Below are 11837 nucleotides of genomic sequence, written 5' to 3' on the forward strand. Positions count from 1 at the left end.
TATTAAACCATAATTCCTTTTCCATCTCTTCATCAGGAACAAATTCAACCTTATCCGTTAAAATAAAAGTTTTATCACACATATTCAACATCTTTTTTTCACATTTTATTAAAATTATAAAAAAATCCTAAAAAACATCATCACTTAATGACTAAAAAAATATAATCACTAAAAGGATTGTTTTTTTTAGAATATTATTATTATGAAACCGTGCTTAAAAAAAAGAAAGGAAAAAAATTAACTTATTGAAGTTTTTCCCCCATCTTTCTATATTACATATTATAAACCTACATATTATATGGCAGTTATCCGAGAGCATTTGAAAACTAATCTCACCACCCCATCCACATAAAAAAAAATATAGCCCACTAAATGTGCAATTCATCCCTGGCTTAAAGAAGCCGGAGAATTCTTGCACAATAAAGTTAAAATACCAGATTCTACAGGAAACCGAGGCATGAGCAGATTGCAACATGAACTGTTATCATCAAGTTAAAAGAAAGAAAAAAATGAATAAATGAAATATTCTTTGAGTATTTGTATAGTTAGGGGACATAATATCATTTAATCATAGAATATTTTTGCAGATTTCAAAAAAAAATTATTAATTAAGAAAGCACCAAATATATTTATAGTGATTCTTATGAAAGACTTTTTTAAATTTGAAGATGAAAATACTGATTTACCATTTTATAACAATGAACCAAAATTATCCAAAATGGAATGGGCATTGTTAATACTGGCGGAAACACTATTTTTAATTCCAATATTTTTCTCAATAAAAATGTCAGATGAATTTTTTTCATTTTATTTGTGTTTAATTGTTTTACTTCCATTACTATATGTTTCAAAAGGCAATTTGAGTTTATTTTTTAAAAAAGTGAAGCGTGAAGACATAAAATTAATAATCATATGTACAATTCTCCCTTTCGTCTACTCAATGTTCATGCTATTTATTTTAGAAACCCTGAAGATTTCTGCTGAATCTCCAATTGAACCGATATCAACAACCCTGCTTTCGATAATCAACATGGTTGTTCAATTAATGGGAGAAGAACTTTTTAAAATAGTATTATTGATTATTGCAATGTCCATCATATATCATTTTACAAAAAATCGAAAACTTTCAATAATCATTTCATCAATACTTACAATGGCAATATTTGGACTCACTCATTATAAATATGGTCCACTTATTCAAATCTTATTGATTCAAGGATTGGGCTCAATATTTGATTTGTATGCTTATCTAAAAACTAAAAATGTTTTAGTCTCATATTTAGCGCATTTGCTTTTTGATTTCACTCCATTTATAATGGAACTGATTGCGCTTCTTATGGGAATTCAAGTTAGATGAAAAAGCATGTATATGTTGCAGATTAAAAAGTTCAGAAATTAAGTCAACATCGTTATTTTATAGGAAAACCTGTGTTCTAGTTTGAGCTTCTCCAGGTGTTTCCGCATTTTGCGCATCTTATGAAATTTGTCGGCGCCTCATCGGCAGACCTGGTCTGAACTGTCCACCAGTAGCCCTTTGTTCCGCCGCATTTATAGCAGGTTATTCTGGTTGTCGGCAATGCCACATTATCCCTATCCGTTACAATAACCTTCATCTCCGGATTCTTTTCACCTTCCATATGATACTGCTCTTCAATATCTTCACTGGAAAGGGATTTTTCATAGCCGCATCTGCATTTGATCTTGCCTTTGTTCGGCATAAGCATCTTACCACAATTAGGACAGAATTCCATATTAAAAAACACCGTTAAAAATTCGTAAGTAATAATTTAGAAAAAGAGGTTAATAAAACAATCGGTTAAAAAAAAGAAAAAGAAAGTTACCGAAGTAACTATTCTAAAATGACGGCAGGTTTAATGAGGTCACGTGGTTTGTCCCTCATGATGATCATTGCCTCATAGATGTCATCGAAGTTGGTGAATCTGTGAGTGATGAGTTTGGATGAGTCGAATCTGCCGTATTCTACCAGTTTCACGAGTTGTTCCATTCTGGCACGTCCACCAGGACATACTCCACCACGGATGGTCTTGTCGGCAAGACCTGCTCCCCATGCCAATGCAGGCAATGGAACTTCAGCAACACCGTCGTAGTGGTTTACGTTACCGAGCACTCCTCCTACTTTTAGCACTTCAAGAGCTTCACCGACTGTGGATGCTCCTCCACCTGCTACAACTACCTTGTCGACACCTGCGCCGTCTGTGAGATCCATGATTTGCTGTACTGTGTCTCCATCATGGTAATCTACAATGTCTGAAGCACCGTATTCTTTTGCTACCTTTACTGATACCGGTCTGCTTCCTACTGCAAGAATTCTTGATGCCCCCATGAAGTGTGCTCCTGCAACACCCATAAGACCGACAGGTCCGATACCGAATACTGCTACAGTGTCACCAGGTTTGATTTCCGCAAGCTCTGCACCGTAAAAACCGGTGGTCATCATGTCTGAAATCATTACTGCCTGGTCGAGTGAAACGTTGTCGGGCAGGTGTGCAAGGTTACCGTCTGCAAGGTTTACGTGGAAGTGTTCAGCGAAGGTTCCATCCTTGAAGGTGATGAAGCTCATTCCGGTACCCATTCCATAACAGTGTTGTCCGAATCCTGTTTGTCCAGGAACAGTCAGCCAGTCCGGAGTGATTGCAGGTACGATTACGCGGTCTCCAGGTTTGAAGTCTTTTACATGGCTTCCTACCTCTTCAACGATACCTGTTGCTTCGTGTCCAAGAATTCTGTTTGGCGCATCGCTCATGTATGCATTACCCCATACAATGTGTACGTCTGAAGTACATGGTGCAAGTGCAATTGGTTTAACGATTGCGTCATATGGTCCACATTCTGGTTTAGGTTTTTCAACCCAATCCATTACATCCTGGTCTATTCTTGCTAGTCCTCTCATTGTTTTATCTCCTTAAAAATATATAAGTTGATTATGTTAAATGTAAGTTACATACCAACTTAATTAAGAATATACTTATAGGATTATTTAAATGTTTTGAACTGGTGTGAATATCGTTCAAAAAAAAATGATGACTGCCGGACACTCCATTTTGCCCCATCAAATACATTATTTTAAAAAAAGTACAGCCATCCTGCAATTAATTTGAGATAATTAAAAAAAAAGTTTTATGTGAAAGGGTCAACCTTCCACCATTATCAGCTTGCCCGTAGCAGGGTCCTTGTAAACCTTACCCATCTCGGTATAGCCCTGACCTGATGAATTTGAAGTGTCAGGGGTTTCATTCAGCTGTTGGCCTTGATCAACCTCTGTCATTTTCTGCTGCATCTGTTCATGAACATTCTGACTAGGGTCAATCATCGCCTGCATGTTCCAGCTTATGATAACAAAAACCAGAAAGCCAACGGCAATGACCAGCATCGCATCCACAAGGTTTGATGTACCGGCCATCGGGTCTTCTTCGACACGTTTGGATCTACGTCTTCCACCTTTTCTTACCATAAGAATCACTATTTTTTCATTTTATCAAGTGTTGCATCAATCAATGCATCCAAATCGGACAGGTATCTGTCATACCATCCGGAACGAACCTTACCTATCACATAACACAATGCACCGGAACCGATACCGACAATGGTTGTGTTGAATGCAACTGTAAGGGATGATGCCAATGTATTGATGTCTCCGGCACCCAATGCTGCCAAACCTGGACCCATTGGAATCAATGTACCCATTAACCCTAATGTCGGTCCGATACGTGTAATGATGTCTGTTTTCTGCAGATTGCTCATTGTCTTTTCTTCTTCAAATTCGAATAGCTTACGTGCAAGGGCTTCCCTTGAAGAATTGCCCAATTCAGAAGAAGAAGCGATTTCAGTCAAAACCTTTTTCTGTGCTTTTGGGATTTTTGCATTTTCAATTACGTTCTTTAAAGCATCAATTGACGGTGCACGATTAATTTCATAAATCAAATCCCTGATTGTTCCAACAGGGACCTTACGTCTTGATGTATACTCAGCTATAACTCCACCTAATGTAATTATTGTAATGATTACAATGACAAGCAGAATAACCAGTACAGGTATTGTCAAGCTCTGTGAAATTACATCAAGAGAACCTGTTAAAAACTCTCCACCTGGAATGTTTAAAGCCATATTTTTTCACCTTTATCTTAAAATATTCCTGCCTCTTTTATTTAAAACGATACCTCCAACAATCAAAATGGCAAATGCCAATATGACCATCAGGATATCCTGAGGAGAACCCAATGTAATAGGACTTTGAGTTTTGGTCAATACTCCTGCAATGTTTGGTATGACGATTGCTGAAAGCAAGAAATATGCACCAAGCAAAAGCATGAAATTGCCCAATACAATTGGATAAGGCCTGTTGATTACTTTCACTATTGTATTTGATGCAAAATATGTTACAATCATAACGCCAACAAGTGCTGCAGCCGCATACCAGCTGAGGTCAAGTGAAGTGACTCCAATTGTTGGTGCAACAATTAGGACACTTGCAATAATTGAACCGAAACAGCATGGACAAGGAGCAATGATAGCCAGAGAAGTTGCAGTAGACGTATTCTTATCATGTATTTTCCATTCCCTTATTGTAAACAGGCCTGCAATAATCATGATTGAAGCCATAATGATATAGAATATTGTATTGTAACTGTAAATTGCCTGAACCAATTGCTCAGAGTATAGGGAAGCTATCGCAGAAATAAGAATAACTCCACCACCATATGCAATGCAAATTGCAGCAAATAACTTTTTGGACAAATTGGCCAATCCTGACGCCAGCCCTATCTTGATACCGAATACCAGAACGGAAGCGAATATACCAACCTGCCATAATACACTCATCATATCCATAGAAAATTCTCCAAATAAAATTAAATTTAATTAATTACAGTTTAATATTACTCTAATAAAATATATAAAAGTTATCAACTTTCGATATGTAGCATATGCACTATCAATAATATCTTTGTCGGATAACATTAAAAAGCTTTAGGCTAAAAAAAATTTCATTAGTGAAAACTTTAATGTTACATGAAGATTAAATATATATTATACTAAAAATTAATGAGGCAAAACATGTATTGGAACGAAGAAATAGAAACAATGCCAAGACAAGACCTTGAAGAATTGCAGTTGAAAAAGCTTCAGGCGACTGTTAAAAGAGCATTTGAAAAAATACCGTATTATAATAAAAGATACAGTGAAATTGGAGTTTATCCTGAAGACATCGAAACCCTGAAGGATATCGAAAAGCTTCCATTCATCACAAAAGATGATTTAAGGGAAAGCTATCCCTTCGGACTTTTCGCAGTGGACATAAAAGAAATCAAGGAACTCCATTCCTCATCAGGAACCACAGGAAAACCTGTCGTATCAGGATATACCGAAAAGGATCTTGACACATGGGCGGAAACCATAGCAAGAGGACTTACCATGATGGGCATCGGCGAAGATGACATCCTCCAGAACACACACGGTTACGGAATGTTTACAGGAGGTTTCGGAGTTCATTACGGATCTCATAAGGTTGGAGCGGCAATCATTCCAATTTCAACCGGCCAAACCAAAAGGCAAATCGAAATAATGAAGGATTTCGGAGCCACAGGACTTATCTTTACTCCATCATATGGAATACACCTTGCGGAAGTCGCCCTTGAAGACGGCGTCGACCCTAAGGAACTGGGAATCAAGGCAATAGGATTTGGAGCTGAAGGATGGACCGAGGAGATAAGGCAAAGAGTGGAGGAACTCTTCGGATGCAAAGCATATAACATTTATGGATTGACTGAACTTATGGGACCTGGCGTCGGAGTCGAATGCTGTGCCCAAAAAGGCCTTCACATTGCAGAAGACATTTACTATCCTGAAATCATCAATCCAAATACACAGGAAGTGCTGGGCGGGGATACCCCTGGAGAACTGGTATTGACAAACCTTGAAAGGGAAGGAATGCCAATCATCAGATTCAGAACAAAAGATTTGACAAAGCTCACCTATGAAAAATGCGAATGCGGAAGGACACATGCAAGAATGAGCAGAATAACCGGAAGATCCGACGACATGATCAAGGTAAAAGGAGTAGCTGTTTTCCCATCACAAATAGAAAAAGCATTGCTTAAGATTGGTGATGCAGAGCCTCATTATATGATTATAGTTACAAGACCTGGAACCTTAGATGAAATCGAGATAAAGGTAGAGGTGTCACAGGACATCTTCTTCGATGGCGTAAAGGATATGATGGACGTTCAAACAAAAATCGCAAAATCCATTGAAAATGAAACAGGAATCAGGGTAAAGGTAACCCTGGTAGAACCGAAAACCCTGCCAAGATTTGAAGGCAAAGCAAAAAGAGTAATTGACAAAAGAAACTTACATTAGGTGCTATCATGAAAATTAAACAACTATCAATATTTTTACAGAACAAAATGGGAAGTCTGGCAAAACCTCTTGAAGTCCTTACCGTTGCCGATGTCAACATCAGGGCTATGTGCATGGCAGACACTTCTGAATTTGGTATTTTAAGACTCGTTGTTGATGATCCAATCAAAGGAAAGGAAGCTCTTGAAGAAAACAATTTCCTTGTTAAACTCACCGACATCATTGGCGTTGAAATGAACGACGTTCCTGGCGGTCTAACAAGCGTCCTGGACGTAATCAAAGACAATCTGATTGATTTGGAATATCTTTATGCATTCTCACATAACAAAGAAGACAAGGCAATACTTTTGCTTCATGCTGAAGATATTGACAAGCTGATTGATGTTTTAAGCAAAAACAATATTCCTATCGTTTCCGCTGAAGAAGTTTATACATTATAAACTTTTTATCCTTTTTTTATTTTATTTTTGAATTTTAGACACAATTTTTAGATAATATTAAATATATTTTTCATCATACATTTAACCATAAACATCATGACGTCATGATTGTTTAAAAATTTAGGTGATTAAAATGGGAAAACTAGACGGAAAAGTAGCAATCGTAACCGGATCAACCTCCGGTATGGGTCGTTCTACAGCTAAATTATTTGCTGAAGAAGGTGCAAAAGTTGTTGTAACTGGAAGAAACGAAGAAAGAGCAAACGCTGTAGTGGATGACATTAAAGCAGCAGGTGGAGAAGCATTTGCAGTTATTGCTGATATGGCTAATGTTGACGACATTAAAAAAATCTTTGATGAAACCATTGAAAAATATGGAACTGTCGACATCTTGTTCAACAATGCAGGACTTTTAAGCGTAACTCCTCTTTTAGAAATTACCAAAGAGGAATGGGACAAAGTATTTGCAGTTGACGTATACGCTCCATTATACTTAACCCAATTAGTAGCTCCTGTAATGAAAGAAAAAGGAAAAGGTGTTGTAATTAACACTTGTTCAGTAGCATCCTACGCTGCACACTTTGGATTTGTAGGTTACATCTCATCCAAACACGCTATTGCTGGCCTTACCAAATCCATGGCATTCGAACTTGGTCCTGAAATAAGATGTAACGGTATTGCTCCTGGTGCTATCCACACCGCTATGGTAGATAGTATTGGTGGAGTAGAAGCATTACAAATGATGGTTGACGGAGCACCTATGAAAAGAGTAGGTCAAGGAGAAGATATTGCTGCATTAGCATTATTCCTTGCTTCTGACGAATCTGAATTCGTAGACGGTCAAATCATCAGATGTGACGGCGGATTTGAGTGTTAAATTTTTAAAGTAGTTGGATTTTTATCCGCTACTCCTATTTTTATTTTTTTAAAATTAAGTGTTTTTTAGTCTAATTATACTTATTCTAAACCATTTTTCTCTTTCAAGAGCTCGACATCTTCTCTCAATTTTTCGAGTTCATCATCATACTCATCGAGCGTATTTTCAAGTTCCCGAATCCTCAACTCTTCATAACTGACACTATTATCTGATTTAACCTCTTTGAATATCATGACAAGTAGAATCATACCCAGAACAGCGCCAAACAGCATCAGAGGATAAATGTCATTAATGTATGTGATTGAGATATTCGGAGGAGTCAGCCAGATTATGAGCAGCATCTCAAATCCGACATATAAAAACATCAGAATAACTGCAGACCTTCCCTTCAGGAACCTTTTATCATTGAAAATATAAATCACACTTCCGAGAAATCCTGCAATTATTGTCGCCAGAGAACACGGCAGGGCAGTTACACCGCCTTCAAAAAATCTGAATCCCCCGGAAACGATGCCTGCCGGAATTCCGACATAAGGACCTCCAACCAAACCAGCAATCATGATAATCAAATTTCTGACATTGGCAAAGGAGTTGTTTACAGGAATGGTGTACTTTGATGCAAGACAGCCCAAAATGCTGAAAATAATGAAAGTGAAGAACAGATCTTTTTTAGTGAACTTCTTATGCATGACATTCTTAAGGGATTTTGTTTTGATTGCAATAAGCATCAATATCAAAAGGACTGACAATACCTTAAACATGTTTAAAAACGGCGTAAAAAAGCCAGTGGTATGAGTACTCTGATTAAAAATGGAAATGATAATGCTTAAAATACCAATAATGATCAGATATCCCATTTCATAAATCGAGCTGTCTCCCAAATTCCTGAATTGGGGCAGCCTTGTTGAAATGAATCCAAAAATTATGATGGCGGAAAGCATAGTTAAAATATTATTGAGTACAGCAAAGGAAATCTTTAATTCATGATGGGCAAAATAATGTGTCAAAAATGAATAGTAAAGAATAATGTTTGATATGACTAACACTAAAAAGATTATAAGAAAACCAAGGTTTTTTTTACTGATTTGGTTCCTTCTAGTGTTTTTGCTCATACCATCACTCTTAAAAAAAATTAAATTAAACTGTTTACTTTTCTATGACAAAACCGTGGTTTTGCGCCTTGGTGACAAAGACTGTACCCTTATCTCCAATGATTTCCTTGGTTTTTTCCACGATATCTGCATTTGATTCATCAAACATGGTATAGAGAACCGGTCCGAATGATGAAATTCCGACACCGTATGCTCCGGCCTCTTCAATTGCCTTCATTGTAGGCAGGTAGCTTGCATCAAGTGAGTGTTCTAACTTGTTGAATCCCACTTTTTGAAGTTCGCTTACGGCCCAACCGAAGTTTTTGATGTCCTTTTCAAGCATGAACGGAACAAGATTCATCAAAATCAGGTGAGATACCTGTTCCACTTCCTCTTTTGGAATAGGACAATATGTCTGGAAGACATCCACCTCATCATCACCCTCCATATGCTTTTCGATATATGGAATTGCAATCAGGATGTTCCACTCTTCCGGAAAATCGTATCTTGCAATAAGTGTTGCAGGCTTTGCCTGTGAAGCGCCTGAAGGCAGGAACAATGGCTTTTCCTCTTTGCTGTGCCCACCATCCAGGATAAATCCTCCCAAATCGTGAGTGTAGGTTCCAATACCTGAAGTTCCACCTCTTCCAACAATGGCACTTAATTCACGGCTTTCCACTTCAATTCCCATTGTTTCGGTAATCAAGTGAGCTGTTGAAACAGCAATTTGAGTTCCGCTTCCAAATCCTGAATGCGGAGGATAAGTATTATGTACGATAAATCTGAAACCTGAATCAATGTCAAAATGCTCAATGGTCTTTTGAGCAGCGCCAGGGATTTTTTCCTGACATTCCAATATTGCTTCCTCGTCTGTTACAGTGTCGGCAAATTCAAGTTCAATACCGCTTTCGATTTGCTCAACTTCCAATACAAATTGTGGATCAGCTAATGCTAGACCAATACCACCATCGACTCTTCTATATGACCCGTTCAAATCAATCAGGGACATATGTATTCTTGAAGGTGCTCTAATAATCATTTTTTCACATCCTTAAATATTCTATAAGATATTTGTTTTTAAATATATATAAGATTTTGTAAAAAGAATCTACCGTTTATTCAATTCATCAATTTTATTGTTCAATTTTTCAACTTCAGAGGTCAAATTATCAATCTTGGATTCCAAATCCTTGCGTTTATCCCTGTTCAGCCTTGACACATATGCGGATGAAATAATAGCGGTGATCATGGAAAAGATTATAATCCCTCCAACCATTGCCACAATTCCTATTATCCTGCCTGATGTTGAGGTTGGAACGACATCACCGTATCCTGTACTGGTCATTGATGCAAAAGTGTACCAGATGGCGGTTTTAAAGTCCGCAATGTTTGAATCGGCCAGCCAAACGAGAATGGTTACAGCGACAATGAACACTATTGCTATTATAATGACCTTGTCCAGATAGGTCTTTTTCAAAAAGTCCGAAACAATCTTCTCATCATCACGAATAAGAATGAAAATCTTTATGAGTTGTGCAAGCTTGACGAATCTCAGTGCCCTCATGAACACCGAATTGAACGGAAGCATTCCCAGAATGCCCAAAGAGTTATTCTTCAGATATTCTTTCCGGTCATCAGACTTTTTCAGACTGTATAAAAATTCAACCCAGAAGCATGCACATAAAAACAAGTCAAAGGCAATCACATTAAACTTGAAAGAAGTGTCAACAGGATAGAATGTAATGTATATCAAAAAGAGTATATCAAAAATAGTTAACACTATTCCGCCGAAGTACACCAGTTGCCTTTTCATAGTTATAGTATATATTCAATAGTATATATTAACTACACTAAAACAGGTCGTCGACGACATCGACCAGCCTTTCGGCCAAGTGAAGGGTTAGCTCAAAATCCTCTGAAGAATAGCATTCATAAACCAGTGTAGGTATTCCTGCTTTTGCTGTCGGTTCTGTTATGTATGGTGGGCTTGATCGAAATTCCGGAGCGTAATATACGATTTCATCCATATTGTCAAGTATCCTATTCATGTATTCGGATGACTTATCGTCAAAGCCCGGAGCAAAGACGAAATTGGTTATCTGATAGTCCCCAGGACCCTGCGGTCCACGGTTGGAGTGGATATCCAGGAACAGATCGTACTTTTTGTCAATGATATCGTCCCTGATGAATTCCTGTGCGAGCAGCTGTCCTTCAAGACGGCCCTCTGTTTCGGATGAAACATCATTGACATTGATGTTGTACAGGTAATAGCAATTCCTTAAATCAGTTTTTGCGGTTAACTTTTCAAATAAAGCTCTGTGGGACTTGCTTTCCAAAGGATGCATTCCAATCACATAAGCTATTCTGACCTTTGAGTCTTTATCTCCAAAAGGACCGTGCAGATGGACGCTGCCTAAATCATTCCTGCCTAAAAGTTCGGATTCATATTCTGTTGAGTCAACCTGGGCTTCGCTTGTCGGTTCTTTCGGATAATTCATCTAAACACCTAAAAAAAAATAAGTTAAGACTAGAGTAATCTAGTCTTCGGATGGTGAACGTGCACCTAATTCCTTGTTCAATTCATAAATCAATCTGTTGTCGCCATCAGCCAATCTGATTTTGGCAACCAATTCCATAGCGTTTTCTTCCTCTTCGACTTGCTCTTCGACAAACCATTGCAGGAAGTTGTTGGTTGCATGGTCTTTTTCTTCAATTGCCAAATCAACTAAATCATCAATTAATCCTGATACTTTTTTCTCATGTTCTAAAACATGTTCGAATGCTGCGACTGGGGAATCCCATTCGGTTTGAGGTCCTTCGATTTCAGTCAAGGTTACGGAAGCTCCTCTTCTGATAATGTAGTCATAGAATTTCATTCCATGTTCTAATTCTTCTTCTGCTTGTACTCTCATCCAGTTAGCAAATCCTGCTAAGTCTTCATCTTCAAAGTAAGCTGCCATGGATAAGTATAAGTATCCTGAGTAAACTTCAGCGTTTAATTGTCCGTTTAATGCTTTTTCCATATTTTCTGATACCATTAAATATCACCATTAT

General features: G+C 37.7%; 14 protein-coding genes. 4 read left to right on the forward strand and 10 right to left on the reverse strand.

Features of this window, described 5'->3' with window-relative positions; genetic code table 11:
• The first annotated feature begins 643 nt into the window (after positions 1 to 643).
• Positions 644 to 1357 carry a type II CAAX prenyl endopeptidase Rce1 family protein gene (locus QZN27_RS06330; protein ID WP_296785267.1) on the forward strand — a complete coding sequence of 238 codons (714 nt, stop codon included), beginning with the start codon at positions 644 to 646 and terminating at the stop codon, positions 1355 to 1357.
• 76 nt (positions 1358 to 1433) lie between these two features.
• On the opposite strand, the gene QZN27_RS06335 is transcribed toward QZN27_RS06330, so the two are convergent.
• The 5 genes from QZN27_RS06335 to QZN27_RS06355 all read right to left on the reverse strand — a co-directional run bounded on the left by QZN27_RS06335 (position 1434) and on the right by QZN27_RS06355 (position 4848).
• Positions 1434 to 1751, reverse strand: a complete 318-nt coding sequence (locus QZN27_RS06335) for a transcription factor S (RefSeq protein WP_296785269.1) — start codon at positions 1749 to 1751, stop codon at positions 1434 to 1436.
• Positions 1752 to 1849: 98 nt separating this feature from the next.
• Positions 1850 to 2911 carry an NAD(P)-dependent alcohol dehydrogenase gene (locus tag QZN27_RS06340; RefSeq protein WP_296785272.1) on the reverse strand — a complete coding sequence of 354 codons (1062 nt, stop codon included), beginning with the start codon at positions 2909 to 2911 and terminating at the stop codon, positions 1850 to 1852.
• Between the two features lie 240 nt (positions 2912 to 3151).
• Positions 3152 to 3472: a DUF2149 domain-containing protein gene (locus tag QZN27_RS06345; RefSeq protein WP_292848188.1), complete on the reverse strand. Its 321-nt coding sequence runs from the start codon at positions 3470 to 3472 to the stop codon at positions 3152 to 3154.
• A gap of 8 nt (positions 3473 to 3480) precedes the next feature.
• Positions 3481 to 4125: a MotA/TolQ/ExbB proton channel family protein gene (locus tag QZN27_RS06350; protein WP_296785276.1), complete on the reverse strand. Its 645-nt coding sequence runs from the start codon at positions 4123 to 4125 to the stop codon at positions 3481 to 3483.
• A gap of 12 nt (positions 4126 to 4137) precedes the next feature.
• Complete coding sequence (locus tag QZN27_RS06355) at positions 4138 to 4848, reverse strand: DUF2162 domain-containing protein (RefSeq protein ID WP_296785278.1); 711 nt, start codon at positions 4846 to 4848, stop codon at positions 4138 to 4140.
• A gap of 225 nt (positions 4849 to 5073) precedes the next feature.
• On the opposite strand from QZN27_RS06355, the gene QZN27_RS06360 reads away from it, so the two are divergent.
• The 3 genes from QZN27_RS06360 to QZN27_RS06370 all read left to right on the forward strand — a co-directional run bounded on the left by QZN27_RS06360 (position 5074) and on the right by QZN27_RS06370 (position 7692).
• On the forward strand, positions 5074 to 6375 hold the full coding sequence (locus QZN27_RS06360) for a phenylacetate--CoA ligase family protein (RefSeq protein ID WP_296785282.1): 1302 nt from the start codon (positions 5074 to 5076) through the stop codon (positions 6373 to 6375).
• Positions 6376 to 6383: 8 nt separating this feature from the next.
• Positions 6384 to 6815: an acetolactate synthase gene (locus QZN27_RS06365; protein WP_296785285.1), complete on the forward strand. Its 432-nt coding sequence runs from the start codon at positions 6384 to 6386 to the stop codon at positions 6813 to 6815.
• Positions 6816 to 6948: 133 nt separating this feature from the next.
• Complete coding sequence (locus QZN27_RS06370) at positions 6949 to 7692, forward strand: glucose 1-dehydrogenase (RefSeq protein WP_287412419.1); 744 nt, start codon at positions 6949 to 6951, stop codon at positions 7690 to 7692.
• An 80-nt stretch (positions 7693 to 7772) separates the two neighbouring features.
• On the opposite strand, the gene QZN27_RS06375 is transcribed toward QZN27_RS06370, so the two are convergent.
• The 5 genes from QZN27_RS06375 to QZN27_RS06395 form a co-directional block, all read right to left on the reverse strand.
• Positions 7773 to 8804: a LytS/YhcK type 5TM receptor domain-containing protein gene (locus QZN27_RS06375; RefSeq protein WP_296785288.1), complete on the reverse strand. Its 1032-nt coding sequence runs from the start codon at positions 8802 to 8804 to the stop codon at positions 7773 to 7775.
• 34 nt (positions 8805 to 8838) lie between these two features.
• Positions 8839 to 9822 (reverse strand): beta-ribofuranosylaminobenzene 5'-phosphate synthase, encoded by a 984-nt coding sequence (locus QZN27_RS06380; RefSeq protein ID WP_296785291.1) that lies wholly within the window; start codon positions 9820 to 9822, stop codon positions 8839 to 8841.
• 69 nt (positions 9823 to 9891) lie between these two features.
• Positions 9892 to 10596: an ion channel gene (locus QZN27_RS06385; protein WP_296785293.1), complete on the reverse strand. Its 705-nt coding sequence runs from the start codon at positions 10594 to 10596 to the stop codon at positions 9892 to 9894.
• A 37-nt stretch (positions 10597 to 10633) separates the two neighbouring features.
• Positions 10634 to 11281: an adhesin gene (locus QZN27_RS06390; RefSeq protein WP_296785296.1), complete on the reverse strand. Its 648-nt coding sequence runs from the start codon at positions 11279 to 11281 to the stop codon at positions 10634 to 10636.
• Positions 11282 to 11320: 39 nt separating this feature from the next.
• Positions 11321 to 11821 (reverse strand): ferritin, encoded by a 501-nt coding sequence (locus QZN27_RS06395; RefSeq protein ID WP_296785299.1) that lies wholly within the window; start codon positions 11819 to 11821, stop codon positions 11321 to 11323.
• Positions 11822 to 11837: the final 16 nt, after the last annotated feature.

The organism is uncultured Methanobrevibacter sp. (assembly GCF_900316895.1).
Taxonomy (GTDB): Archaea; Methanobacteriota; Methanobacteria; order Methanobacteriales; family Methanobacteriaceae; genus Methanocatella.